At 68.6% G+C, this 24,905-nt stretch carries 29 protein-coding genes and 1 riboswitch; of the genes, 13 read left to right on the top strand and 16 right to left on the bottom strand.

Features of this window, described 5'->3' with window-relative positions; translation table 11 throughout:
- Positions 1–5 precede the first annotated feature (5 nt).
- Positions 6–560 carry an Rrf2 family transcriptional regulator gene (locus tag AC0IZS_RS05915; protein ID WP_007849624.1) on the top strand — a complete coding sequence of 185 codons (555 nt, stop codon included), beginning with the start codon at positions 6–8 and terminating at the stop codon, positions 558–560.
- 62 nt (positions 561–622) lie between these two features.
- On the opposite strand, the gene AC0IZS_RS05910 is transcribed toward AC0IZS_RS05915, so the two are convergent.
- Positions 623–1,036 carry a VOC family protein gene (locus AC0IZS_RS05910; RefSeq protein ID WP_471634791.1) on the bottom strand — a complete coding sequence of 138 codons (414 nt, stop codon included), beginning with the start codon at positions 1,034–1,036 and terminating at the stop codon, positions 623–625.
- 40 nt (positions 1,037–1,076) lie between these two features.
- Positions 1,077–1,721, bottom strand: a complete 645-nt coding sequence (locus tag AC0IZS_RS05905) for a glutathione S-transferase (RefSeq protein ID WP_471634790.1) — start codon at positions 1,719–1,721, stop codon at positions 1,077–1,079.
- A gap of 225 nt (positions 1,722–1,946) precedes the next feature.
- Here AC0IZS_RS05905 and AC0IZS_RS05900 point away from each other — a divergent pair, with 225 nt between their 5' ends.
- From AC0IZS_RS05900 to AC0IZS_RS05890, 3 genes are all read left to right on the top strand, one after another.
- On the top strand, positions 1,947–2,438 hold the full coding sequence (locus AC0IZS_RS05900; protein ID WP_471634789.1) for a copper chaperone PCu(A)C: 492 nt from the start codon (positions 1,947–1,949) through the stop codon (positions 2,436–2,438).
- A gap of 89 nt (positions 2,439–2,527) precedes the next feature.
- Positions 2,528–3,358: a PhaM family polyhydroxyalkanoate granule multifunctional regulatory protein gene (locus AC0IZS_RS05895; protein WP_471634788.1), complete on the top strand. Its 831-nt coding sequence runs from the start codon at positions 2,528–2,530 to the stop codon at positions 3,356–3,358.
- A 62-nt stretch (positions 3,359–3,420) separates the two neighbouring features.
- The gene (locus AC0IZS_RS05890) at positions 3,421–4,725 is read left to right on the top strand and encodes an FIST signal transduction protein (protein WP_471634787.1); all 1,305 of its coding nucleotides are present in this window, start codon (positions 3,421–3,423) and stop codon (positions 4,723–4,725) included.
- Between the two features lie 24 nt (positions 4,726–4,749).
- On the opposite strand, the gene AC0IZS_RS05885 is transcribed toward AC0IZS_RS05890, so the two are convergent.
- On the bottom strand, positions 4,750–5,904 hold the full coding sequence (locus AC0IZS_RS05885) for a rhodanese-like domain-containing protein (RefSeq protein ID WP_471634786.1): 1,155 nt from the start codon (positions 5,902–5,904) through the stop codon (positions 4,750–4,752).
- 231 nt (positions 5,905–6,135) lie between these two features.
- On the opposite strand from AC0IZS_RS05885, the gene sorT reads away from it, so the two are divergent.
- A complete protein-coding gene (sorT, locus tag AC0IZS_RS05880; protein ID WP_471634785.1) occupies positions 6,136–7,350 on the top strand; it encodes a SorT family sulfite dehydrogenase catalytic subunit in 1,215 nt (404 codons plus the stop codon).
- 28 nt (positions 7,351–7,378) lie between these two features.
- A complete protein-coding gene (gene sorU / locus AC0IZS_RS05875; RefSeq protein ID WP_471639470.1) occupies positions 7,379–7,684 on the top strand; it encodes a SorU family sulfite dehydrogenase c-type cytochrome subunit in 306 nt (101 codons plus the stop codon).
- 12 nt (positions 7,685–7,696) lie between these two features.
- Here sorU and AC0IZS_RS05870 read toward each other — a convergent pair whose 3' ends face one another.
- The 11 genes from AC0IZS_RS05870 to AC0IZS_RS05820 all read right to left on the bottom strand — a co-directional run bounded on the left by AC0IZS_RS05870 (position 7,697) and on the right by AC0IZS_RS05820 (position 16,264).
- On the bottom strand, positions 7,697–9,010 hold the full coding sequence (locus tag AC0IZS_RS05870) for a D-amino acid dehydrogenase (protein ID WP_471634784.1): 1,314 nt from the start codon (positions 9,008–9,010) through the stop codon (positions 7,697–7,699).
- Positions 9,011–9,106: 96 nt separating this feature from the next.
- Positions 9,107–9,215, bottom strand: a riboswitch (glycine riboswitch).
- A gap of 172 nt (positions 9,216–9,387) precedes the next feature.
- Positions 9,388–9,831, bottom strand: coding sequence for a YXWGXW repeat-containing protein (locus AC0IZS_RS05865; RefSeq protein ID WP_471634783.1), 444 nt, complete (start codon positions 9,829–9,831; stop codon positions 9,388–9,390).
- A gap of 135 nt (positions 9,832–9,966) precedes the next feature.
- Positions 9,967–10,407, bottom strand: coding sequence for a YXWGXW repeat-containing protein (locus AC0IZS_RS05860; protein WP_471634782.1), 441 nt, complete (start codon positions 10,405–10,407; stop codon positions 9,967–9,969).
- Between the two features lie 147 nt (positions 10,408–10,554).
- Entirely contained in the window at positions 10,555–10,935 is a 381-nt protein-coding gene (locus AC0IZS_RS05855) for a DUF6463 family protein (RefSeq protein ID WP_471634781.1), read from the bottom strand.
- A gap of 35 nt (positions 10,936–10,970) precedes the next feature.
- Positions 10,971–12,302 (bottom strand): ABC1 kinase family protein, encoded by a 1,332-nt coding sequence (locus AC0IZS_RS05850; RefSeq protein WP_471634780.1) that lies wholly within the window; start codon positions 12,300–12,302, stop codon positions 10,971–10,973.
- Entirely contained in the window at positions 12,299–12,844 is a 546-nt protein-coding gene (locus AC0IZS_RS05845) for a DUF2867 domain-containing protein (protein ID WP_471634779.1), read from the bottom strand. Before AC0IZS_RS05845 ends, AC0IZS_RS05850 begins: the two co-directional genes overlap by 4 nt.
- The gene (locus AC0IZS_RS05840) at positions 12,841–13,686 is read right to left on the bottom strand and encodes a TetR/AcrR family transcriptional regulator (RefSeq protein WP_471634778.1); all 846 of its coding nucleotides are present in this window, start codon (positions 13,684–13,686) and stop codon (positions 12,841–12,843) included. The genes AC0IZS_RS05845 and AC0IZS_RS05840 overlap by 4 nt, the downstream gene beginning before the upstream one ends.
- A gap of 105 nt (positions 13,687–13,791) precedes the next feature.
- Positions 13,792–13,986, bottom strand: a complete 195-nt coding sequence (locus tag AC0IZS_RS05835; RefSeq protein WP_471634777.1) for a helix-turn-helix transcriptional regulator — start codon at positions 13,984–13,986, stop codon at positions 13,792–13,794.
- A 17-nt stretch (positions 13,987–14,003) separates the two neighbouring features.
- A complete protein-coding gene (locus AC0IZS_RS05830; protein ID WP_471634776.1) occupies positions 14,004–15,047 on the bottom strand; it encodes an NAD-dependent epimerase/dehydratase family protein in 1,044 nt (347 codons plus the stop codon).
- A gap of 2 nt (positions 15,048–15,049) precedes the next feature.
- On the bottom strand, positions 15,050–15,442 hold the full coding sequence (locus AC0IZS_RS05825; RefSeq protein ID WP_471634775.1) for a hypothetical protein: 393 nt from the start codon (positions 15,440–15,442) through the stop codon (positions 15,050–15,052).
- Between the two features lie 90 nt (positions 15,443–15,532).
- Positions 15,533–16,264, bottom strand: a complete 732-nt coding sequence (locus AC0IZS_RS05820; protein ID WP_007849667.1) for a helix-turn-helix domain-containing protein — start codon at positions 16,262–16,264, stop codon at positions 15,533–15,535.
- Between the two features lie 118 nt (positions 16,265–16,382).
- On the opposite strand from AC0IZS_RS05820, the gene AC0IZS_RS05815 reads away from it, so the two are divergent.
- The 3 genes from AC0IZS_RS05815 to AC0IZS_RS05805 all read left to right on the top strand — a co-directional run bounded on the left by AC0IZS_RS05815 (position 16,383) and on the right by AC0IZS_RS05805 (position 19,732).
- Complete coding sequence (locus AC0IZS_RS05815; RefSeq protein ID WP_471634774.1) at positions 16,383–17,258, top strand: hypothetical protein; 876 nt, start codon at positions 16,383–16,385, stop codon at positions 17,256–17,258.
- Positions 17,259–17,304: 46 nt separating this feature from the next.
- Entirely contained in the window at positions 17,305–19,275 is a 1,971-nt protein-coding gene (locus AC0IZS_RS05810) for an MFS transporter (protein WP_471634773.1), read from the top strand.
- 64 nt (positions 19,276–19,339) lie between these two features.
- On the top strand, positions 19,340–19,732 hold the full coding sequence (locus tag AC0IZS_RS05805) for a DUF1801 domain-containing protein (protein WP_471634772.1): 393 nt from the start codon (positions 19,340–19,342) through the stop codon (positions 19,730–19,732).
- Between the two features lie 69 nt (positions 19,733–19,801).
- On the opposite strand, the gene AC0IZS_RS05800 is transcribed toward AC0IZS_RS05805, so the two are convergent.
- Positions 19,802–20,818, bottom strand: coding sequence for a 1-aminocyclopropane-1-carboxylate deaminase (locus AC0IZS_RS05800; protein ID WP_471634771.1), 1,017 nt, complete (start codon positions 20,816–20,818; stop codon positions 19,802–19,804).
- A 180-nt stretch (positions 20,819–20,998) separates the two neighbouring features.
- Between AC0IZS_RS05800 and AC0IZS_RS05795 the strand changes: the two genes are divergently transcribed.
- Positions 20,999–21,517, top strand: a complete 519-nt coding sequence (locus AC0IZS_RS05795; protein WP_471634770.1) for an Lrp/AsnC family transcriptional regulator — start codon at positions 20,999–21,001, stop codon at positions 21,515–21,517.
- A 13-nt stretch (positions 21,518–21,530) separates the two neighbouring features.
- Here AC0IZS_RS05795 and AC0IZS_RS05790 read toward each other — a convergent pair whose 3' ends face one another.
- Positions 21,531–22,706 carry a saccharopine dehydrogenase family protein gene (locus AC0IZS_RS05790; RefSeq protein WP_471634769.1) on the bottom strand — a complete coding sequence of 392 codons (1,176 nt, stop codon included), beginning with the start codon at positions 22,704–22,706 and terminating at the stop codon, positions 21,531–21,533.
- 276 nt (positions 22,707–22,982) lie between these two features.
- Between AC0IZS_RS05790 and AC0IZS_RS05785 the strand changes: the two genes are divergently transcribed.
- The 3 genes from AC0IZS_RS05785 (at position 22,983) to AC0IZS_RS05775 (ending at position 24,856) form a co-directional block, all read left to right on the top strand.
- A complete protein-coding gene (locus AC0IZS_RS05785) occupies positions 22,983–23,465 on the top strand; it encodes a YiaA/YiaB family inner membrane protein (protein ID WP_471634768.1) in 483 nt (160 codons plus the stop codon).
- A gap of 78 nt (positions 23,466–23,543) precedes the next feature.
- A complete protein-coding gene (locus AC0IZS_RS05780) occupies positions 23,544–24,011 on the top strand; it encodes a hypothetical protein (RefSeq protein ID WP_471634767.1) in 468 nt (155 codons plus the stop codon).
- A 14-nt stretch (positions 24,012–24,025) separates the two neighbouring features.
- Positions 24,026–24,856, top strand: a complete 831-nt coding sequence (locus AC0IZS_RS05775) for a DUF2145 domain-containing protein (RefSeq protein WP_471634766.1) — start codon at positions 24,026–24,028, stop codon at positions 24,854–24,856.
- Positions 24,857–24,905 lie beyond the last annotated feature (49 nt).

Here is a 24,905-nt window from a genome sequence, read left to right as displayed (position 1 = left end):
CAAAGATGCGTATCACTACCCGAGGGCAACTTGCCGTGTCGGCCATGACCGATCTCGCACTGCGCCAGCAGATGCGTCCTGTGGCACTGTCGACCATCAGTGCACGCCAGGGCACCTCGCTGTCCTACCTGGAGCAGCTGTTCAGCGCGCTGCGGCGCGCCGGGCTGGTGGACAGCACGCGCGGACCTGGCGGCGGCTACACGCTGGCGCGCCGCGCGGACCAGGTGTCTGTGGCCGACATCATCCTGGCGGTGGAAAACCTCAAGGGCGACGACACCCAGAGCCTGGCCCAGGGCCAGGCGGCGCAGATGAAGGCCATGACGGGTGAGCTGTGGATCACCTTCAACAGCCGGGTGATGGACTACCTGCAGTCCGTGACCCTGGCCGAGCTGGTGACGCAGGAGCTGGCCCGTGGCGTGGTGGTGGAGTCCGGCGAGCCGGCGCCGCAGCAACGTGCCCGCGCCGTGCCCAGCGCCAAGCCCAAGCCACGCCTGGCGGGGCTGGGTGTGCCCAACTCGGTGTTCGCACTGGGGAGCATGCCGCTGATGCAGCGGCGCTGAAAGAGTGCCGAGGGGGGCGGCGGCTGCCGCCCCTGGCTCCCTGTGTCTGGGGCGGTGGCGGCCTACGCCGCGTACACCTGTTCCATGGACTTGAAGCCCTTCATCTCGATCGGGTTGCCGCTCGGGTCGTGGAAGAACATCGTCCACTGCTCGCCGGGTTCGCCCTCGAAGCGCACCTGCGGCGCAAGCACGAACGGCGTGCCGGCCGCCTTCAGGCGCTCGGCCACGGCCTTCCAGGCGGGCAATTCAAGGATGGCGCCGAAGTGCGGCATGGGCACCAGGTGCTCGCCCACATGGCCGGTGGCGGCGCTGCTGAACGGCGTGCCCAGGTGCAGGGAGATTTGGTGGCCGAAGAAGTCGAAATCGACCCAGGTGTCGGTGCTGCGGCCTTCGCGGCAACCCAGCACGCCGCCGTAGAAACGGCGGGCTGCGTCGAGGTCGGTGACGTTGAAGGCGAGGTGGAAGAGGCTGTGCATCGGCGCAGGATAGCAGCGGATGCGCGCCCCCTTGGCGACGTCAGCCTTTCGGTCTGGCCAGCATCTCGGCCGTGTTGGTCTTGCGGTCGGCATTCACGCGCGCCACATGGGGGCGCTCGTTCATGCGGGCCAGGTAGTCGCGCACCGGCAGCTCGGCCAGGAAGTCGCGGCCGTAGATGATCTTCGTGGCCGAGGACACCAGCGGCAGGTGCACGATGGCCGCGCAGTCCGCCGCGGTGAACGTATCGCCACCGATGAAGGGGCTGAACTTCGTGAGCTGGGCGAATGCGGCGATGTTCCTGGCCAACTGCACGCCGACCTTCTCGCGGGCGGCCTCGCTCACCGTGCCGCCGAAAAAGGCCTGCGGGTAGAGGTTGCGCGCCACCAGCTCCAGGTGCAGCTCCATGAAGGTGATCAGCTCGCGCACCTTGCCGGCGGCCAGCGGCTCGGCCGGGATCAGCGGGTGTTCGGGGTAGGCCGACTCGATGTAGTCGGCGATCACCGCCGACTCGCACAGCGTGCCGTTCGGGGTGCGCAGGTAGGGCACCTTGCCCAGGGGGCTGGCGCTGCGGTCGGTCTCGCCGATCCAGGCCAGTTCCTCCTGGAAGGGCACGCCCTTTTCGAGCAGCGCGAGCTTGACCTTGTTGTAGTAGTTGCTGGCCGAAAAGCCGCAGAGGGTGAGCATGGGGTGTCTCCTGAATTGCCTTGGGGGCTGTGGGTTGGCGCCAGCCGCCATGCTAGGGGCTGGCCGGGGCCTGGCGCGTCGCGCAGATGACGCCCGGGCGGCTTGCCAGGGTGCCCGTCCCTACAATGAGGGAGCACGCGCTTGCAGCGCAACCCCTTCCATTCTCAGGAGCGGCCGCCCTGGCCCCGCCATCGGCGCCGCCACCGTTCTCCAGGAGCCTTTTGCATGACTTTCTTCCGCACCCTCGCCGGCCTCACCCTGTGCACCCTGCTGGCCGCCCCTGCGCTGGCCCAGGTGGCCGACGTGAAGGTTGAGGGCGCCTGGGCCCGCGCCAGCGTGCCCGGCCAGAAGGGCACCGGCGCGTTCATGAAGCTCACGGCACCGCAGGGTGCGCGCCTGGTGGCTGCATCCTCTCCCGCCGCCGGCGTGACCGAGGTGCATGAAATGAAACTCGATGGCGACGTGATGCGCATGCGTGCCGTGCCGGTGCTGGAGCTGCCTGCCGGCAAGCCCGTGGAGCTCAAGCCCGGGGGCTTTCACGTCATGCTGCTGGACCTCAAGGCACCCCTCGCCAAGGACAGCACCGTGCCGCTCACGCTGACCTTCAAGGACGCCAAGGGCGTGGAAAGCAAGCTGGACCTGACCGTGCCCGTGGCGACCAGCGCGCCGGGCGCGCCAGCGGGGGCGCCAGCCCACGCGCATGGGCACAAACACTGAGGAACAAGCCCCCTGCATGCCATCGCCAGCGGCCATCCATTGGGGTAAGCTGTCAGGAGAGATCACCCACCCATTCTTGCGGAGCGGCCATGAGCGACACATCCAATTTCGGTTTCGGCAAATTCGTCCCCGGCTTCGATTTCCTGCAGAGCCTGGCCAAGGGGGCGACCAACAGCATTCCGCAATTGCCCAACCTGTCCAATTGGGTGGCGCCGACCATCAGCGTCGAAGAGCTGGAAAAGCGCATCGAGGAGCTCAAGGCGGTGCAGTTCTGGCTGGAGCAGAACTCGCGTGCGCTCTCCGCCACCATCCAGGCGCTGGAGGTGCAGAAGATGACGCTGGCCACCTTGAAGGGCATGAATTTCAGCATGGGTGACGTGGCCAATGCCTTCAAGCTCAAGACGGCAGACACCGTGATGAGCGGCGTGCAAAAGGCGGCCGACACCGTGAGTGGCGCGGCAGAGGCCGTGGCCGGCGCTGCCGCCCGCGTCACGGGCCGGGCGAAGGACGAAGAGGAAGCGGACGACGCCGAACCCGAGGCAGAGGCACCCGCCAAAGCCAAGAAAGGAAAGGCCGCCGCAGCGGCGCCCGAAGCCTCCGTGGTGGACCCCCTGCAGTGGTGGGGCGCGCTCACCGGCCAGTTCCAGCAGATCGCTGCCAACGCCATGAAAGACGCGGCCAAGCAGACCGCCCTCGACACCACCAAGAACATGGCCACCGGCCTGGCCAAGGAGGCCATCAAGACGGCCACCGGCATGGCCAGCCAGTTCGCTGCCAAGGGCATGAAGAGCATGGCTGGCGAGCGCAAGCCCGCCGCCAAAAAGGCTGCAGCGGCCAAGCCTGCAGCCAAGGCCAAACCGGCGGCGAAGAAGACGACGACGGCTGCGGCCAAGCGCGCGCCGCGCAAGCGCGCCGGCTGACCCCGGCCCGTGCGTCCCGCGCGGGTGGGCGCCGCGCAACCGCCTGCGAGAAGACACACACCATGACACTCTTTCCCTCCGGCCATGCGACCCACCCCCAGTGGCGCATGGCTGCGGCTCTGGCGCTGGCGCAGCTGCGCGCGCAGATGGCGCTGCCCCAGTATGCGAGCACCCCCACGCTGGGCCTGCTCTACATCACCGACCACTATGCGGGCGATGCCCAGGCCTTGCTCGACCATCTGGCCAGCGAACTGCCCGAGGTGACCGACTGGAGTGGCACCGTGGGCGTGGGCGTGGCCGCCAACAACGCCGAGTACTTCGACGAGCCGGCGCTGTCCGTGATGCTGCTCGACATTTCCCCCGACCAGTACCGCGTGTTCTCGGGCGTAGCCCCGCTGCCGCGCCACCCGACCCGGGGTTTCGTCGCCCATACGGCGCTGGTGCATGCCGACGGCCACACGCCCGAACTGGCCGAGCTGCTGGCCGAGATGGCGGCTCGCACCGAGACCGGCTACCTGTTCGGCGGCCTGAGCGCCAGCCGCGGCGCGGGCGTGCAGTTCGCGGTGGCGGGCGACGGCAATATTGCCGGGCAGGGCGGTGCCAGCGGTGTCTTTGATGGCGGCATGTCGGGGGTGGCCTTCGGCTCCGGGGTGGCCCTGGTCTCGCGCGTCACCCAGGGCTGCCAGCCCGTGGGGCCGCTGCGCCGTGTGACTGCTGCGCATGAGAATGTGGTGCTGCAGCTCGATGGCGAGCCGGCGCTCGACGTGCTGCTCGACACGCTGGAGGTATCGCTCGACGGTGATCCGCAGCCCGCGCTGCGCAAGGTGCGCGCCACGCTGGCCGGGCTGGTGGATGCCGGAGAGCAGCCCCGGGGCCCGCAGCGCACCGGCCACTTCGGCACCGACACCCGCGTGCGCCACATCGTCGGCCTGGACGGCGCGCGCCGGGGGGTGGCCCTGGGCGACCGGGTGGAGCCCGGCATGCACCTGGCCTTCTGCCAGCGCAACGTGGCGGCGGCACGCGCCGACCTGATGCGCATCTGCGCCGAGATCCGCGAGGAGCTGGAGCCCGAGGAACTGGAGCCTGCGCCCCTGGAGTCGCAGGACCAGACGGGCCGCGCCATGGCCCCGGCGCCCGGAGCTGCGGCGCATGGCCCGGCCGCGGCGCAGGGCGGTCGGCGCATTCGCGGCGCCATCTACGTGAGCTGCTCAGGCCGCGGTGGCCCGCACTTCGGTGGACCCAGCGCAGAGCTGCAGATCGTGCGCCATGCGCTGGGCGACGTGCCGCTGACGGGCTTTTTCGCGGGCGGCGAGATCGCGCACCACCATCTGTATGGCTATACGGGCGTGCTCACGGTCTTCACCTGAAGGCAGGGCGCCAGGGCGCCCAGGTCAACTGCTTTCGGTCGGAAGCCCGTCGGCATCCCACTCGGGCAGGCCGCCGCGCAACCAGTACACCGTCTTGTAGCCCTTGCTGGCCGCGACCTTGGCCGCCTTGTAGGACTTCCAGCATTCAGCCCCGTTGCAGGCAAAGATCACGGGCTTGCTGCGGTCCACTTTCTCCAGGGCCTGGAAGTCATCCTGTGCGGCGTTGAAAGCCACGTCCTTGAGGCTTTTCTCCACGTAGGCCGCGAACACGGCGCCGCGGATGCGCTTGGCCTTGAATTCCTTCTCGGTGCGCGTGTCGACCACCACCGCTCCTTGCGCCTGCAGCTTCTGCGCCTCCCGCGCCGTGATGCGGTTCACGCCAGGCAGGCTGTTGGGGGTGAACAGGCCGAGTTCCGCCACGCGGCGGTACTCCTGTGCTTCGGGGCGCAGGGCCACCGGGCTCAGCCCCACGGTACTGGAGCCCGAGGCGAACCACTGCGCCAGGCGTGCCTTGACGTCGGCGGGCAGATCCTTCTTCACGGTGATCGAGAAGCCGCCCGGCACCGGCTGCGAGGTCGCCAGCACCCGCGCATCGCCCTTGTGGGTGGCGGACCATTCGGCCCAGTCATCCGCCCGCACCACGGTGGCATCGGTGCTGCCCAGCACCAGCGCGCTCAAGCCCGCCTGCGGGTGCTTTTCGTGCAGCACCGACTTGAGGTCCTGGAACGACAGGCCGGCTTCATTGAGCATGCCGCGTGCCATGTAGGTGTAGATCGAGTCCTGCTGGGGCAGGTACAGGCGCTGGCCTTTCATCGCCGCCACATTGGCCACCTGGGGGGAGCCCACGAGCAGGTACAGGTCCGATTTCTGGGTGGCGCCCACCAGCTCGTACCCGCGCTGCAGCGCCGAGGCTGCCACCTGGGCCGGGCCGATGAACACGTCGTAGCCCGCGCTGCGCGTGGCGCGCATGACATCGGCCAGGTCTTCGCTGGTGGCCACGGTGGCGGGTTGGCCCGCGGCCTTGGACAGGCCCGACTCGAACGCGCTGCGCAGGATGCTGTGCGCGGCCTTCTTGGCCGTGGGCTCCACGGCCACGATGGCCGTGAGCTGGGCCTGGGCCAGGGGACTGAGCAACAGCAGCAACAGGGACAGCAAGGCAGGGCGTGTTGTGCGGTACATGGTGTCTCCTCCGGAGTCTGTCAGCCGATGTCAAATATGCACCAGGGCGCTACCGAACACACGTCCTTCGCGGTGTTGTTGCCATTTCTTACACCTGCTCTCACAAACCCCCAGGGCAAATCGGGGCTGCCATACCAGAATGGGATATGCCCCGCATCCTGGCGGCCGTCTGTGACCGGTGCCGACTGCGGAAACACTGCCTTTGCTTTGTCAACTCTGGAGGACCGTTCCATGAAGAATCCCGTGACCTTGCCGCGCCGCCACCTGCTCACCGGCAGCGCTGCCGCACTGAGCGCCCTGGGGCTGGCCGCATGGACAAGGGGGGTGCATGCCCAGGCCGTGCCGGCCGCAGCGGCCAAGCCGCTGCCCGCCTATGCGGGGTGGAAGAACCCTGGCAGCCTGATCGTGCACAGCAGCAGCACGCTGGAGACGCGCCGCTCGGCGTTCGGCACGGGGGTGGTCACGCCATCGAGCCAGCTGTACATCCGCAACAACCTGCCCGCGCCCGATGCCGCCATCGTGGCCGACCGCGATGCCTGGAGCGTCTCCATCGAGGGCGTAAAGGCACCGCGCACGCTGACCCTGGCCGAGCTGCGGACCCTGGGCATCGAGACCGTGACCACGGTGCTGCAGTGCTCGGGCAACGGGCGCGGCTTTTTCCCCAGCAAGCCCAGCGGTACGCCGTGGACGGTGGGTGCGGCAGGCTGCGTGGTCTGGAGCGGCGTGCCGCTGCGCAACGTGGTGGCCGCCCTGGGTGGGCTGGCGGGCAGTGCTGCCTACCTCACCGGCACGGGTGGCGAGAAATTGCCCGAGGGCGTGGACCCCCTCACGGTGGTGGTCGAGCGCTCGGTGCCCATCCAGGCGCTGGACGATGCCATCCTGGCCTGGGAGATGAACGGCGAGCCGATGCCGCTGGCCCATGGTGGGCCGCTGCGCCTGATCGTGCCGGGCTACCAGGGGGTGAACAACATCAAGTACGTCAAGCGCGTGGCCTTTGGTGCCGAGCAGTCCCAGGCGCGCATCATGTCCCACGGCTACCGCATGTCCCCGCCCGGCACCAAGGCCAGCCCCGAGCAGCCCTCGGTGTGGGAGATGACGACCAAGTCCTGGATCAACGGTCCCCTGCCCGAGCAAGGCACGCTCAAGGCCGGCATGGTGCAGGTGCATGGCGTGGCATTTGGCGGCACACGCGGCGTCAAGGGCGTGGACGTCTCGGTGGATGGCGGCAAGACCTGGCAGGCGGCCCGGCTCATCGGGCCTGACCTGGGCCGCTTTGCGTGGCGCCAATTCGTGCTGCCCGTGCGCCTGGCCGCAGGCTCGCACGAACTGCTCAGCCGCGCCACCGACACGGCTGGCAACGTGCAGCCCGAGCAGCGCGAGGAAAACCTGGGTGGCTACAACAACACGAGCTGGCGCGACCACGGTGTGACCGTGGCAGTCGCTTGAGGTGGTGAGCAGTTTGCGCACCACGGCCATGGCCGCGCTGCTGGCGTTGGTCTCCGGCGCCGTTGGGGCCGCCGACGCCAGCGAACTGGCACGGGGCAAGGAGCTGTTCGGCAAGATCCAGCCCTCCTGTGCCGTGTGCCACACGCTGCAGGCGGCCGGGGCCGAGGGGCAGGTGGGCCCCATCCTGGACGAGCTCAAGCCCAACGCCGAGCGCGTGCTGCGCGCGCTGCGCGCGGGCATCGGCGTCATGCCGTCCTATGCCGACAAGCTCAGCGACAAGGACATGCGGGCGCTGGCGAGCTTCGTCGCGCAGGCCTCGGGCGCCGCGCCCTGACCGGGCGCTTGCTCAGGCCTTCGACGCCGCAGGCAACAGGCTGGGCACGCTGCTCTGCGGCATGCCCGTGAACGCGAAATCCAGTTCCGGCGCCAGGCCGCTCACGATGCGCGCCACCGACTTGCCCGAGCCGCAGGCATGCGTCCAGCCCAGCGTGCCGTGGCCGGTGTTGAGGAACAGGTTGCCGAGTTTCGTCTTGCCGATCAGCGGCACGTTGCTCGGCGTGGCGGGGCGCAGGCCGGTCCAGAACTGGGCCCGGCTGGCATCGCCCGCGCCGGGAAACAACTGCTCCACACGGCGCACGATGGCGTCGCAGCGCACCTGGTTGAGGTCGCGGTTGTAGCCGTTGAGTTCGGCCGTGCCGGCAATGCGCAGGCGGTCACCGCGCTCGCTGGTGTAGCGCGAGAAGACCAGCTTGTACTCATCGTCCGTCAGGCTCACCTGGTGCGCCATCGATGCGTCCTTGACCGGCATGGTCACCGAGTAGCCCTTGGCCGGGTAGATGGGCAGGCGGATGCCCAGGGGCTGTGCCAGCAGCGGGCTGAACGAGCCCATGGCCAGTACGAAGGCGTCGCCGTGTACGCGCTCGAAGCGGCCCTCGGCGGTGGTCAGCTCCACATGGTCGATGCGCCCGCCGGCCTCGCGCAGCGCCGTGATGTGGTGCCCCAGGCGGAACTGCACGCCCGCTGCCTCGCACAGGCGTGCCAGCTCGCGCGTGAAGGTATTGGCATCACCCGACTCGTCCTCCGCGGTGTAGGTGGCGCCAGCCAGCTGCGGGCGGATGTGCGCCAGGGCCGGCTCGATGCGCACGGCCTCGTCGGCGCTGATGACCTGGCGCTCGCAGCCGAGCTGGCGCATCTGCTCGGCCGGGGCCAGGGCGCCGTCGAACTCCTTCTGGTCGGTATAGAAGTGCAGGATGCCCTGCGTGCGCTGGTCGTAGGCGATGCCGGTGGCAGCGCGCAGCTGCTGCAGCGTGTCGCGGCTGTAGGTGCCGAGGCGCACGATCTGCTCGATGTTGTGGCGCGTGCGCGCCGGCGTGCAGTTGCGCAGGAACGACAGGCCCCAGAGCCACTGGCGCATGTCGGCACGGATGCGGAACAACAGGGGCGCATCTTCCTTGCCCAGCCACTGCAGCACCTTGAGCGGCGCGCTGGGGTTGGCCCAGGGCTCGGCATGGCTCACCGAGATCTGGCCACCGTTGGCAAAGCTGGTTTCCGCACCGGGCGCACCCTGGCGGTCGATGACGGTCACCTCGTGGCCGAGTTGCTGCAGGAAATAGGCCGAAGTCACGCCGAGCAGGCCGGCGCCAAGAACGATCACACGCATTTTGAAAGCCTCTGGAAGGGCAATCGCCGGGCCTGTCGGTGTCGCTGTGGGCTATGGAATATCGATAGCGTGCAGCGGGCACGTCTTTGCCCGGCTGCCGCTCCCCCTGTCCTTGGTACCTGAGAGATTCACCGCCGCCCCTCATGGGCTGCGGCTTGCTCCTTCGGTGCGCTACATGGCGTAGCGGCTCTCCAGACGGCCTTGATGAATGGTGCAGTACGGAACCTGAGCGTGCATGGGAGTTTGCGCCTTCGGTGAAGCGGGCACTGCCGCTTGCTCTCCTGCGGTGTCCATTCTAGGCGCCGCAAAGACGAACGCCGCAGCTAATGTGCGGCGTTCATTGCTGATACAAGGCCGGGCGATGGCCCGGTCAGGCATCAGTTGCGGCGGGGGTTGTCCGGGTTGCTGTCGCGGCGGTTCGATACACCATCGCCATCCCGATCACGGTCGTTGCGGTTGCTCACGCCATCACCGTCACGGTCCCAGCCGCCACGGCGCATTTCCCAGCGGCCGTCGCGCTCCTGCCAGGTGGGCTGGCGGTAGGCGTAGCCGGGGCGTGCCTTCACCCAGTGGCCAGCGACCCACACATGGCGGCCGCCACGCCAGTCCCAATGGCCTTCTTCCCAGACCTGGCCGCGGCGGGGGCGTGGCACGGCCTCGCGGCGAGGTGGTGGAGGAGCGGGGATCACCTGGTACCCCTGGGGGCCCGACTGGATCACCACGGTACCTTGGTGCACCGGCTGGGCCGTGGCCACAGACGAGAGGCTTGCCAGAGCCAGGGTGGTTGCAATAAGGGCTGCGTAAGTGGTTTTGTAAGCCATGGATGACTCCTTCTTCAATGTTGTTGTGTCGCCTTTGTATGGTGGGCAGGCAGCGGCGCCACGTCTGTAGGTGCTGCGCCTTGGTCCCTGTAGGCGAGCGGGGCCGGCCCGCGCAGGGCGGCCGGCCTGCCGCCATCAGTTGCGGTACGGGTTGTCCGGACGGCGGTCGTGGCGGTTGGGCACACCGTCGCCATCGCGGTCCCAGCCGCCGGGGCGCATGTGGTGGCGGCCATCGCGCTCTTCCCAGCGCGGCTCGCGGTAGCTGTAGCCGGGGCGGGCCTTGACCCAGTAGCCCTGGATCCAGACATGGCGACCGCCGCGCCATTCCCAATGGCCGGGCACCCAGGCCATGCCACGGCGCGCGTGCGGTGGCGCTTCGTAGCGGGGTGGGGGGGGTGCGTGGTACTGCACCGGGGTGACCTGCAGCGGCGCCAGGGCGGGGCGCTGCACGGGGTGTTGGTAGTAAGGGTCGCCGGTCTGGATGACGACGGTGGCGCTGGGGGATGCCAGCGCCGGGGCAATGGCACCCAGCGACAGCAAGGCCAGGGAAGCGACGGCGAGGGCGATGCGGGCCATGAAGGTCTCCTTGGAAATGATTCCTTGCGGAACCGGAGCCTTGATCCTGGGCGTTTTGCGTCAAGCCGGTGTAGTGCTCGTGCGAAGAGTTGTAAGCGGATGTTGCTGCGGCGCGGCTTGCGCACCCAAAGCGTGATTTATGTCACATCAGCGGACCAGCAAGGCCAGCGCCGGCGGCAGCACCAGCCAGAAGCCCGACACCGGCATCAGCACCACGCCGGCCAGCACCAGGGCCAGCAGGCACCAGCCCATGGGCCGCAGCGCCTCGGCCGGCTGGCTGCGCTCGAGCGCCGTCACCTCCCATGCCAGCAGGGCCAGCACCGCGCCGAACAGCAGGAACCAGACGGCGGTGCCCAGGTGCATGTCGTCTGCCACGGCGTTGAACACGCCACGCTGCCACAGGATCTGCCACTGGGGGGTGAACATCACGGCCGCCGCCAGCGTGTGCAGCAGGGCCACGGCCAGCAGCCAGCGGCCCTTCCAGGGGCGGGCAGCAAGGGTGGAAAGGGACCAGAGAAGGCTGTGCACGGAATGCTCCTTTTAAGACGGGGAACGGAGGGTGGTCAGCCGACCCAGCGGCCGGCCTGCGTGCGTACCTGCGCCCGGATTTCGGTCAGCAGGTGCATGAGCCCGAGCCAGGCGCGCTCGAAAGCCGGCAGTTCTGGCGGTACACCGGCCAGATGCCTGGCCAGCACTTTTTGCTGCGCCGCTACGGGGGCGGGCGGCCGGCTCTTGCCTGCGAAGTCGAAGACCGGCGCTGTGAAGGGCTCGGTCTGCCAGGCCTGCATGATCGACAGGGCGGGCATCAGCTCGTCGGTGAAGGTGGTGACATCCATCGTCGCATCGACCAGCCCCAGCGCCACGTAGGCTTGCAGCACGCCTGGGGCGTGGGCCGGTGATGCAGGCTGCAGCAGCGCGCGCCAGGCCTGCAGCACGCCGGTGCGAAAGGCCGGCGACAGCTCGCGCGTGCAGCCGAAATCGAGCACGCCGAGTTGCCCGTCCGGCAGGAACAAAAAGTTGCCCGGGTGCAGGTCCGCGTGCATGTGCCCAAGGCCAAAGGTGCAGTGCATGAACCAGTCCCAGAGCAACTGGCCGGCCTGGTTGCGCGCGGCCTGCGTGGGTTCGCTGCGCAGCCATTCAGCCAGGTGCAGGCCCGGCAGGTACTGCTGGGTGAGCACCTGCGCGCGGGTGTGCGAGGCAATGGGCTGCGGCACCACGATGCCCGGCAGCGCCGCATGTTCGGCAAACCACTGCAGCTGCCGGGCCTCGTGCAGGTAGTCCACCTCGTGCAGCAGCGCGCGCTCGATCTCCTGCATCACGCGCTCCACCACCACATCGCCGGGCAGCGGCAGGTCGCTGTGCGCCAGGGCACGCAGGGTGGTGCGCAACAGGCGCATGTCCGAGGCGATGGTGGAGGCAATGCCCGGGTACTGCACCTTGACCGCCACGGCGCCATGCCCTGCCAGCTCGGCGCGGTGTACCTGGCCCAGGCTGGCGGCGGCAAAGGCCTGGGGCTCGAAGCGGGTGAACAGGGCCTCGGGCTCCTGCCCGAATGCCTGGCGGAACACCCGGCCCACCAGCGCGCGGTTGAGCGGCGTGGCCTGGTGGCAGGCGCGTGCCAGCTCGCGCCGCACCCCCTCGGGGAGAAAGCTGGTGTCCATGCTCAGGATCTGCGAGACCTTGAGCGCCGTGCCGCGCAACTGCCCCATGGCCTGGAACAGGATGCGGCCCATGGCCGCCTCGTGGCGGGCTTGGGCATCGGCCTGTGCCACTTCGCCGGCGTGGGCGGGCCGCATGCGCTGGCCCAGTTGTGCCAGGCCCAGGCGCGCGGCCGTGATGCCGGTGATGGTGCCGCGCGCCAGCGTGCCGGTGCGGGGTGGCTTGGCTCCTGTCATGCGTGGGGCCGCGCCGCTGTGCCTGCCGATGCCAGGCCTTGTGCCCGGGCCAGCAGGGTCCGCACGATGCGCCGGTGGAACGGCGCGATCACGGCCATGTAGGTGTGGCCCAGCGCGTTGTGGATGTGCACCACGGAGGAAAGAGCCAGCACGGCCTGCCCGTCCTGCATGCGCTTGTGCAGCGACACCTGCACGTTCAGGTGGCGGTCGTCCACGCCCATCACCACCTCGCGCTCGCCCAGGTGGCGGATCTCGAAGAAACCCACCAGATCGCCCACGCGGTAGCCCGCCGCAGTCCGGCGGGTGCCGTCATGCAGTTGCCCCACAGCCTTGAGGCCCACCATGTGCACCAGGCGGTTGCGCAGGGCCATGAGCGCGCGTGTCCAGCCGGGCGTTTGTTTCACCATGTCGAGCCAGGTCTGCAGCGCGCTGCTGTCGGGTGTGGGGTCGGCCGCTTCGAAACAGTCGGCGAACTGCGCGCCGGGCAGCCGCGATGCGATCACGCTGCCTTGGGGAAGTGCGGTGGCGCGGACGGTGCTCATGGTGCGGCCTTGCGGGTGCGGGGTTTGCGGGCGGGTTTGGACGCTTCGGTCGCAGGGGCTTGGGCCGAAGGGCGCGCACGCGGCGTGCGCGGCGGCGTATCCACCGGCGGCACCATCGTGTCCCCCAGCGCGTTCTTGGCCATGCGCAGCACGCCCACCAGACCGCTGCCGTGCTGCATGAAGCGCGCCATCTGGCTGCGCAGCATGAAGCCCCCCAGCTGCAGCACACGGTTGACCAGGCCCGCGCGCAGCGCCAGCACCGCCACGCCCAGTGACAGGTCCACCAGTTGCGTGGTGTCGGCGAATTCGTCCGATTCGTCGGCCAGCCAGTAGGCCACCACGCCGGCCAGGTAGTCGCCGTACAGGCCGCTGGCCACGCCCTTGAAGTCGCAGGGCTCGATCTCGCCGCTGGCCTCGGCCGCTTCGATGAAGCCGGCCACCGCCTCGCGCAGCGCCTGGCGTGCCGCCAGCGGCTCGGCCAGCATGGACAGCGGCGAGCGCCTGGCCAGCGTGCGCAGTTCGGCCACGAACTCGCGGTCGGGCAGCAGGCGCTCCAGCACCGCATCGCTCAGGCGCTGCAGCTTCTCCTGCAGGCCGTAGTCCGCCAGGCCCGGTGTGGCCAGCGTATCGGCCAGCGCGCTGCGCACCGCTTCGTCCAGATAGCCCAGCACGATGCGGTCCTTGGTCGGGAAGTACTTGTAGATCGTGGCATCGCCAATGCCGGCTGCGCGCGCGATGTCCTTCATCGTCGTGCCATCGAAGCCCTGGCGCGTCATCAGATCGACCGCGCTGGCCACGATCTGGCGGCGCGTAGCGTCCTGCTGTTGGCGAGTGGTTTTCAATTGACTATCCTTAAATCAGTGAAATCAATGATTTAAAGAATAGTGATTTTTCATTATGGCGTCAAGCCAAGGCTTTTCGGCAGGTCGGGCCTGCGGGCTGGGCACTCAATCGTCCGGCAGGAAGATCTGCTCGATCGGCTGCTGGAGCAGCCGGGCGATCTTGAAGGCCAGGGGCAGGCTGGGGTCGTACTTGCCGGCCTCGATGGAGTGCACGGTCTGGCGGCTGACGCCGAGCGCCTGCGCCAGCTCCTGCTGGGTCATGCCCTGGTCTTGCCGCAGGGTCTTGAGGTGGTTGCGCATGGTGGGAGGAGTGGGAATCAGCTGCCGGAGGCGGGCTCTGCGGCCAATTGCCGGGCGTGCTCGCCCAGGGTGGCGTGCGCGGGCCGGTACTGCACACCGAGGTCGGACACGCTGCGCGCGGTCTCGAAGTTCAGCGGGTGGCCGACGTTGTGCCGGACGTATTCGCGGCTCATGCCGGCCATCGGCGCAATGGCCCACATCAGCCATTTGGGCACTTCCTTGCTGGGCAGGTTCGCGCCCGGCGCGGCCCCGCTCGCGCGCAGCAGCTCGGCAATCTCCAGCAGCCGCAGGCTTTCACCCACGACGATGTAGCGGCCTGCGGCATGGTCGCCCAGCGCCGCGCCGACATGGGCCTGGGCCACGTCGCGCACATCCACGATGCCCAGCCAGAGCCGGGGCACCCCCTGGCGGAACGAGCCGTCCAGGAACTGGCGCAGCATCTGCACGCTGGTGGCATCGTCCCGGTCCGACAGCGAGGGGCCGAAGATCGCCCCCGGGTGCACGGTGACCAGGGTCCAGCGTGCCTGGCGGGCTTGCATCTCCCAGGCCAGGGCTTCCGCACGGGTCTTGGACAGCGCATAGGGGTTGCCCTGCACGGTCGAACTGCGGTTGACATCGTCGGCCCGCAGTGCGTGGCCGGGCCGGTCCCGCAGTTCGGCGCTGTGGCCGTACATCGACACGATGGAACTGGTGACCACGACACGCCGCACCGTGGGCGTGCGGTTGACCGCTTCGAGCACATGGCGCGTGCCGTTGGTGGCCGGATCGATCAGCTCGCGCTGTGCGTCCGCAACCGGTCCCAGGCGGTAGGGCGACGCGGTATGGACGACGGTGTCGCACCCCGCCATGGCGGCTTCGAAGCCCGCCGGGCTGAGCAGGTCTGCCTCGAAGAGTGCCAGGCGGCCCGGGTGCTCCAGGGCCATGCGCTGCAAGTGCCGGGTCTTGCGGGTGTCCTGCAGGCTGCGCACGGTGGCATGCACGGTGTGGCCCTGGGCGAGGAACTGCTGCACCACCCACGAGGCAAGGTAGCCGGCGGCGCCGGTCACGAGGATGCGCGCCATGCTCAGCTCAAGCGGTGGTGGGTGATGCACAGGCCGGCGCCCCAGGCGGTGACCAGGGTGGCCGCCAACGCCAGGGGATGCAGCGGCGGGCTGATCCCCAGCGTCTGCAGCGCCGACGCGGCCAGCAGCGCCAGCAGGCCGAAACCCAGCGCCCACTGGCAAGCGCGGCCGTGCATCTGGCGCTGCAGTTCGTCCAGCCGGCGGTAGCGGCACAGGGCTGCCCGGCCGAGCAACCCCGTGACCGCAGCCAGCAGCAAGGCAGCCCATTGGCCGGCAGGCCGCGAGAGCGAGGGGAGTTCCAGGCTCGCAAGCCCGAGAAGGATCAGGACGAGAACCCCGGCCAGCACCCTGGTCAGGTAGGCGAGTTGTTCCAGCAAGGGAGGCTGCTCATGCATGGTGGAAATCCTTGGATGTAAAGGTTGCTTTACTTATTGTGGCGAGCTTTGGGGCGATGTCAAGTTTCTTTTACTTTTTTGGCGGGGCGCTTAGCGGCGCATGCCCGTGAAGGCCTCGAACTCCCAGCTGCGCAGCGCCAGCAGCAGGGTGTAGCCCTCGAGTTCGCGCGGTGGCAGCTTCTGGTCCGCGAGGTGTTGCTGGGCGAAGTCCTGGGCCACGCGCTGCATGCGCTCCATGAAGGCCGGGGCCAGGCTGCGGCTGATGGTGCCGTGCACCAGCAGCACGCCTTCGCCCGCGCCGTCAAAGCCGCCGGCAAAGTAGTCGAGCAGCGCATGCTCGCGAAAGTAGTTCATCACCGGGCCATGGGGGCGCCAGCGGAAGGTCTTGGCCAGCTTGAGCCGGTAGCGGTTGAGCGGCCGCAGCTCGATGATGCCGATGCGGTCGAGCTGGGCCAGGTACTTGATGCCCTCGGCCTCCGACAGGCGGTAGGTGCCAGTGACCTGCTCCAGCGTCCACTGGCTGAGCACGCAGATGGCCATCAGCAGCAGCCGCTTGTCGGCCACCACGGCTTTTTCCTGCTCCTGCGTCAGCTCCTTGAGCAGGGGCTGGCTCTCGGCCACGCGCCGTGCCAGGTCGGCGAAGTCCAGCGCCAGCGCGCGGCAGATGGCGTCGATGCGCGACAGCGGCATGTCCCCCTTGGCCAGCATGCGCTTGACGCTGGACTCCGCCATGCCCAGCTGCTGCGCCAGGTCGGCGTAGGTCATCTGCGCGGTCTTGAGTTCCTTCTTGAGGGCGGTAACGAGGTCGGCGGTGGTGCTCATGGGTATCGATTATCGGTACCTTCGGTGTTTTTGGTAGCCCTTTGCACAGATTTTGGTACTGAATGGCCCCGGAACATTCCCACACTGCGCCCTACCGACCACTTCTGGAACCCGCACCATGCCGCTGCCCACCCCTTCGCCTACCACGGGCCTGTCCCGCCCGGAGGTCGCCCTGCTGCTCGGCGCCTGTGCGCTGCTGGCGCTGGCCGTGTTCGGCCCCGTGCTGCAGGACAGCGCCCACCAGCACGGCTTTGCCGACCAGCGCACGCTGCTGGGCATCCCCTGCGCGCTTGACGTGCTGAGCAATCTTCCGTTCGCCATCGCCGGGGCGCTGGGCCTCGCGTGGCTGGCCCGGGTGCCGGTGGCTGCAGTGGAGGGCGTTTCACGCGCCCTGGCCGGCCTGTTCTTTGCCGGGCTGGTCTGCACCTCGGTGGGCTCGGCCGTCTACCACTGGGAGCCCAGCGACTTCGGCCTGCTCTGGGACCGACTGGGCATGGTGCTGCCGTTCGCGGGCCTGCTGGGCCTGGCGGCGGCGGGCCGCATCAGCCAGCGTGCCGGCATCGCCACGGCGGGCGCCGTGCTGCTGGGCGGCACATCGGCCGTGCTGTGGTGGGCGCTGACCGGCAACGTGCTGCCCTGGGCCGTGGTGCAACTGGGCGGCATGCTGGTGGTGCTGACGCTGGCCGCACTGCCGCGGCGCGATGGAACCCTGGCCGTGCAGCTGGGCGCCGTGATCGCCTTCTATGGCGCCGCCAAGCTGTTCGAGGCCGCCGACCATGCCATCCTGGAGGCCACGGGCCAATGGGTATCCGGCCACAGCCTCAAGCACCTGGCGGCCGCCGCCGCGGCCCTGCCGGTGCTGTCGGCATTGGCCGCGTTGCTCCCACGCACCGAGGGCCATGGCGCTGTCGCCGCAACCGGGCAGAATGGCGGCCAGCACCGGCCGGGCAGCGGGCCGGCCACGGCGCGCAGCGCACGCCGCCAGGGCGCCTGAGATGCCGTTCGACCACACCAAGACGCAAGCAAGCGAGGAGAGACGCATGACCACCGAGACCCCTTCTGCGGGCGCGAGCCCCCTGCACGGCAGCCCTGGCGTCCAGCGCAGCCACGGCGGCCATGAAGACCCCAACCAGTTCGCCCTGCTGCGCCAGCGCCGCTTCGCGCCCTTCTTCTGGACGCAGTTTTCGGGCGCGGCCAACGACAACCTGTTCAAGTTCGCCTTCACGGTGATGGTGACCTACCAGCTCAGCGTGGGCTGGCTGCCGCCGGCCATGGCCGGGCTGGTGATTGGTGCGCTGTTCATCCTGCCGTTCCTGCTGTTCTCGGCCACCTCGGGCCAGCTCACGGACAAGTACGACAAGACGCGCATGATCCGCTTCGTGAAGAACCTGGAAATCGCCATCATGCTGGTGGCGGCCGTGGGCTTCGTGGCCGGCAACGTGCCCATCCTGCTGCTGTGTACCTTCCTCATGGGCATGCACTCCACGCTGTTCGGCCCCGTGAAGTTTGCCTACCTGCCCCAGGTGCTGACCGAGCGCGAGCTCACCGGCGGCAACGGCATGGTGGAGATGGGCACCTTCGTCGCCATCCTGCTGGGCAACGTGGCCGGCGGCCTGCTGGTGGCCCTGCCGGGCATCGGCCACACCACGGTGGCCATCGCCTGCGTGGCGCTGGCCCTGGTCGGGCGCCTGGTGGCCCAGGCCATTCCCTCGGCTCCGGCGACCGACCCGGGCCTGGTCATCAACTGGAACCCCATCACCGAGACCTGGCGCAACCTCAAGCTTGCGCACGGCAACATCGTCGTCTTCCGCTCGCTGCTGGGCATCAGCTGGATGTGGTTCTTCGGCGCGGTGTTCCTGTCGCAGTTCCCGAGCCTGGCCAAGGAGGTGCTGCACGGCAACGAGCAGGTGGCCTCGCTGCTGCTGGTGGTGTTCTCGGTGGGCATCGGCATCGGTTCGCTGCTGTGCGAGGTGCTCTCGCGCCGCCACGTCGAGATCGGCCTGGTGCCCCTGGGCGCCATCGGCATGAGCGTGTTCTCCATCGACCTGTACTTCGCCGCGCGCAGCCTGCCGCCGTCGGAGATCATGGGCCTTGGCGCCTTCCTCGCGCAGAGCCAGCACTGGCGCGTGATGCTCGACCTGGCGCTGCTGAGCCTGTTCGCCGGCCTGTACAGCGTGCCCATGTACGCACTGATCCAGATGCGCAGCCAGCCCACGCACCGCGCGCGCATCATCGCTGCCAACAACATCCTGAACGCGCTGTTCATGATCGCCAGCTCGCTGATCGCCGGCGCGCTGCTGGGCGCAGGCTTCACCGTGCCGCAGATCTTTTTGTTCACCGGCCTGGCGAATGCGGTGGTGGCGTTCTACATCTTCATGCTGGTGCCCGAATACCTGCTGCGCTTCGTGGCCTGGGTGTCCTCGCGCTTCGTCTACCGCTTCAAGGTGCAGGGCGACGAGAACCTGCCCAGCACGGGCGCGGCCATCCTGGCCTGCAACCACGTGAGCTTCATCGATGCGGTGCTGCTCATGGCCGCCAGCCCGCGGCCCATCTACTTCGTGATGGACCACCGCATCTTCCGCGTGCCGGTGCTCGGCTGGTTGTTCCGTCTGGCCAAGGCCATCCCGATCGCGCCCTACAAGGAAGACCCCGCCATCTACGAAGCCGCCTTCGAGCGTGCGGCCCAGGTGCTGCGCGAAGGCGACCTGCTGGCCATCTTCCCCGAGGGCGGCATCACCAAGGACGGGCAGCTGCAGGAGTTCAAGGGCGGCATCATGAAGATCATCGACCGGGCGCGCGAAGAGGGCATCAACGCCCCCGTGATCCCCATGGCGCTGACCAACCTCTGGGGCTCGTACTTCAGCCGCATCGAGCAGGGCGGGGCCATGGTGCGCCCGTTCCGCCGCGGGTTCTACAGCCGCGTGGGCCTGAACGTGGGGCATGCCGTGGCGTCGTCCGACGTGCAGCCCGCGCTGCTGCGCACGCGCGTGGCCGATCTGCTGGGCACCTGAGCGTGCGCAATGCCGATGCACCGCGGGCCTGGCTGCGCACCGGACACCGCCACGGGAGCCTGCCATGAAAATGGTGCTGACCTCTGCCACCACGCCCGAGGGCTACATCGGCGGCCTCGATGGCTGGCAGCGCAGCTACTGCGAAGCCCTGCGTTCCACCACGCTGGCTGCATCCCCGCAGTTGCGGGAGCGGCTCAAGTGGGGGCACCTCGTCTGCCTGTTCAATGGCCCGGTGCTCCTCATCCGCGCCGAGCCCCGGCGCGTGCTGCTGGGTTTCTGGCGCGGCCAGCGCCTTCTTCGCATCGAACCGCGCCTGAAGCCCGGTGGCCAGTACGAGATGGCCACCCTCACTCTGCTGCAGGACACGCCGCTTGAGCAGCATGTGGTCGTCCGCCTGGTGCAGGAAGCGGTGGCGCTCAATGCCGCACTGGGCGACCCGACCGCGATCCGGCGCTGAGGTGTACGGGCTCAGATCAACGACAGCCCGGCCAGCCGGGCCAGGCGCTCGCCCTCGGTCTCGGTGCGCTCAGCCGTTGCGAAAAAGAAAGCTGTAGGCGTTCAACGCCGGCACCCCTCCCAGGTGCGCGTACAGGACACGGGAGCCTTCGGGGAATTCGCCCTTGCGCACCATGTCGATCATGCCGTGCATGGACTTGCCTTCGTACACCGGGTCGGTGAGCATGCCTTCCTGGCGCGCGCACAGGCGGATGGCCTCGAGCGTGCCCTCGCTGGGCAGGCCGTACTCGGGGCCGCCGTAGCGCGTGTCCAGCACCACGTCCTCGGCCGTGATGTCCTGGCCCAGTTCCACCAGCTGGGCGGTGTTCTGCGCGATGCGCAGGATCTGCGCATGCGTCTGCGCGGGCTTGGCCGAGGCATCGATGCCGATCACCTTGCGCGCCCGACCGTCGGCTGCAAAACCCACCACCATGCCGGCCTGCGTGCTGCCCGTGACCGAGCACACGACGATGTAGTCGAATGCAAAGCCCAGCTCCTTCTCCTGCTGGCGCACTTCTTCGGCAAAGCCCACGAAGCCCAGGCCACCGTAGGGGTGCTCGGAACAGCCCGCAGGGATGGGGAAGGGCTTGCCGCCGGCCTTCTTCACGTCGTCCATGGCCTGCTCCCAACTGGGGCGGATGCCGATGTCGAAGCCCGCCGCGTCCAGGCGCACGTCGGCGCCCATGATGCGCGACATCTCGATGTTGCCCACGCGGTCGTACACCGCGTCGGAGTAGTTGACCCAGTTTTCCTGCACCAGCACGCACTTCATGCCCAGGTGCGCGGCCACGGCGGCCACTTGGCGCGTCTGGTTGGACTGGATGCCGCCGATGGACACCAGCGTGTCGTAGCCGCCGGCAATGGCCTCGGGGATGAGGTATTCGAGCTTGCGCGTCTTGTTGCCGCCGAAGGCCAGGCCGCTGTTGCAGTCCTCGCGCTTGGCATACAGATGGACCTTGCCGCCCAGGTGGGCCGACAGCCGCGGCAGCGGCGTGATGGGCGAGGGGCCAAAGGTCAGCGGGTGGCGGGCGAATTTCTGCAGGTTCATGGCGTTTTCCTGTGCGAGGGAGGGGTGGCAGGGCGCAGAACGGGCCCTTGAAAAGCGCTTTCTGCGGTGCCTCCATCGTAAGAAAAGGCGTGTATAACGTGGTTGTGAAATATCTCTTCGAATCAGAGATTTGATGCCCTTGAATCGACTATATATTTCGATAATTTTGCAAATCCGGCAATGAGCACAACAAAAGTTCTTCGCAAGAATGCGCAGGCCGACGATGGCGCCGCTTCTGTGCTGGACCGCACGGACAAGGCCATCCTGCGGCTTTTGCAGCGCGATGCCTCCCTGTCCAATGTGGCCCTGGCCGAGAAGGTGCATCTGAGCCCGCCGGCCTGCCTGCGCCGCGTTGAGCGGCTCAAGCGCCTGGGGCTGATCGACGGGGTGGTGGCGCTGCTCAACCCCAAGGCCGTGGGGGCGGGCATGCTGGTGATGATCGGCGTGGTGCTCGACCGTTCCACGCCCGAGTCCTTCGCGGCCTTCGAGAAGGCCGCTGTGAAGATCTCGGGCTGCATGGAATGCCACGTGGTGACGGGCGAGTTCGACTACTTCATGCTGGTGCGCACACGCGACAGCGACAGCTTCAACCGCCTGCATGCCGAGCAGCTGATCTACCTGCCCGGCGTGCGGCAGGTGCGCTCCTTCATGGTGCTGCGCAACGTGCTGTCCACCACGGAGCTGCCGCTGGCCCTGTAGGGGGCGAGTGGATTTACGAGGCTTCTACTTCGAAGCTCAGACCGGCATTCGCCCGCAGGCGCGCCACCAGCGGTTCGCCCATGGCGGGCGCGGTGGTCCAGATGCCGCCGGGGGTGCCCGTAGCTTCCTGCAGCAAGCAGACGGCCGCTTCGGCGATCATCTTCGAGGTGGAGCCATAGCCGGGGTCGCGGTCGCCCTTGACGCCCACACGCAGGGTGTTGCCCTGGCCGTCCTCACCGAGGAACAGCACGTCGTAGAAGCCCGCCTCCCGCTCTTCGCGCGAAGGGCCTTCGCCCGGCTGGGGGCCCTTGTCCGAGCCCATGGACTTGTCGCCCGCCACCGCATTGGCGATGGCCTCGCCCTTTTCCCCGGGCCCGGTGACCAGCATCTCGTCGTAGACGAAATCCGTGCCCCAGGCATGCTGCAGCAGGAAGTTGGAGCGGTGTACGTTGCGCGTGTTGATGGCCGCCATCACGAAGGGGGCGACCCACATGCCCAGGGCTTCGTCCAACATGGGCTTGTGGCCCGTGGGCTGGCGCGGGCCTTCGAAGCCGGGCGTGAGCGAGAACGGGTTCTTGAGCAGGTCCAGCACCTTGGGGTCGGCGGCCGATGCGGCCATGGTGGCCTTCAGGCTCGCCGCCGTGCCGCCCGAGAAGGTGCCCTTCATCTTGCGCACCCGGCCGCGCACGCGGCTGGCAGGGTGGCCGAAGCGCGCCTTCATCTCGCGCTGCAGCACGAACACGCCCAGGTCGAACGGGATCGAGTCGAAGCCGCACGAGAACACGATGCGCGCGCCGCTGGCCTGGGCCGTGGCCTCGTGCGCATCGATCATGTGGCGCATCCAGGCGGGCTCGCCGCACAGGTCCACATAGTCCACGCCCGCCGCCGCGCAAGCGGCCACGAGCTCGTTGCCGTAGAGCTGGTACGGCCCCACCGTGGTCAGCACCAGGCGGGTCTGTGCCATCAGGGCCTGCAGGCTCTCCATGCTGGCGCTGTCGGTCACCACCAGGGGCGTGTCGGCCGGGGCGCCCAGCTCGTCGCGCACGGCGGCCAGCTTCTCGGCGCTGCGCCCGCCCATGGCCCAGCGCAGGCCGCTGCCGGCCGGGTAGCGCTGCAGCAGGTACTCCACCACGAGCCGGCCGGTGAAGCCGGTGGCGCCGTGGACGACGATGTCAAAGGGTTTGGTCATGGCGGGTCTCCAGGAAATTCGCGAGGGCGGGCAGGCCCCGCAGTGGCCGGGATTGTCGAAGACGGGCGCGGCATTGGCTGTCGCCCAGGCGCTTCGGTTGGTGGCTTGCGCACAACTTTGGAGGCGGATAAGGGTGTCATAGTGTGACCAAGTACCGCAAAACGATACCGAAGAGCTGGCGCAATGCCACTGTGGTGGTTCAATGCGGACACCCGGCTGGCGCTTTGCGACCATTCGTTCCGTGTTCAACAACGGCCCCAGGGCCACACCACCCATATGTCAGCATCTTCCTTCGTCGTTCAGCGTGATACCAAGGCCTGGCAGCTCCAGGTCTGGATTTCGTTCGGCATTGCCGTGTTCCTGTGCGCAGTCGGCCTGGCCTGGCTGCCCGGGGAGCAGCTGGAGCGCGCGTTCATGGTGATGGGCTATGTGTTCTGCCTCTCGGCCGCCTTCGTGCTGGCCAAGTTCGTGCGGGACAACGAAAGTGCGGGCCGCCGCGGTGCTGGCGACACCCCCATGTGGAAGCTGGTGGTGTGGGGCGGCTTTGCGGTCGCCATGGGCCTGACGGGCTGGGGCCTGTTCAGCATGGACGTGAACCAGACCTACAAGGCCTTCCTCGGTGTGAGCTGGCTGTACCTGATCACCACCGCATTCACGCTGGCCAAGATGCTGCGCGACCGCCATGAAGCGGACCTGGCCGAAGCCCGTCTCCAGGGCCGCCGCGAAGCTGCCCAGGCCGCGTCCGGCAGCAACGCTTGAGCCGCGCAGCCTCCTTCCTGAATGCATTGCCTGGCGCCTTTGGCGCGCCAGGCGCACCCAACCCTCTGGAGTGACACTATGTCGATGAACAAGACCCTGCAACGCACCCTGGCCCGCACACTGCTGGCCGCCACTTTCCTTGCGGCCCTGGCCAGCGTGCCGGCCCGCGCCCAGAGCGAGGCCTCGGCCGCGCTGTCCTTGCTGCCGGTGGCCTCCGTCGTCGGCACGGCCTCGGTCGCATCGGCGGCGGCGGGTGCCGTCGTGGCCCTGCCGGCGGCCCTGTCGGTCGGTGGCGCGGTGCTGTCGGTGCGTGCGGTGGAAGTCTCGGCCGTGGGCACCGTGTACGTGCTCGAACGTGCCTCGGACGGCGCCCGTGTCAGCGTGGAGGTGCTGGGCCGCGGCATCGGTGCCTCGGCCCATGCCGTGGGCACGGTGGTGGTCTGCACGGTGATCGGCTCGGGCGTGGTGCTGTCGGTGGCTGGCGAGGCGCTGGCCTTCGTGCCCAACGCCATTGGCCGGGCGCTGCTGTACAACGAGCGCCTGTGAGAAAGGCCGCAGCCATGCACCACACCACCACTTTGCACCAGCCCGGCCTGCGCTGGGCCCTGGGCGCGGCGCTGCTGACCGGCGCTGCCCTGCTGCCTGCCACCCAGGCCCATGCCGGTCGCTCGTGCGAGGCAGCCAAGCCGCCTCCCGCCAAGAGCGTGGAGCGCGGCATGCAGTTGGCCGAGCGCACCTCCCAGGCCCTGGATGCCACGGGCGCCCAGGTCGTGATGCTGGGTCGCGCCGGCCAGGACCTGGGCAAGTACGGCGTGCGCTATTCGCACCTGGGCTGGGCCTACAAGACACCCGAGGGCCCCTGGCGCGTGGCGCACAAGCTCAACGAGTGCGGCACCGCCGTAGGCCATGTCTACCGCCAGGGCCTGGGGGAATTCTTCCTCGACGACCTGTGGCGCTACGAGGCTGTGTGGGCCGTGCCCACGCCCGAGGTGCAGCAGCGCCTGTTCGTGCTGCTGCAGGACAAGGGCCGCACCAAGGCCATGAACCAGCCCGCCTACAGCATGGTGAGCTATGCCTGGGGCACCAAGTACCAGCAGTCCAACCAGTGGGCGCTGGAGACTCTGGCCGCGGCCATGGAGCCGACCACCGTGAACTCGCGCGAACAGGCGCAGGCCTGGCTCAAGTTCAAGGGCTACGAGCCCACCACGCTCAAGATCGGGCCGCTGACCCGCATGGGCGGGCGCGTGGGCTCGGCCAATATCGCCTTCGACGACCACCCCAACGACAAGCGGTACTCCGACCGGATCGAGACGGTGACGGTGGATTCGATGCTCTCGTGGCTGCAGCGCGCGCAGCTGGGCGGGGCGCCCGCCACGCTCACGCTCAAATGACAATGCGGGTGCGCGCCGGGCCGAAGCCGGGCACGCACCTGCCGAGAGT

The sequence above is a fragment of the Acidovorax sp. AC410 genome, assembly GCF_979253235.1.
The sequence above is the reverse complement of the archived record's forward strand: the minus strand, read 5'-3'. Positions and strand labels throughout refer to the sequence as shown.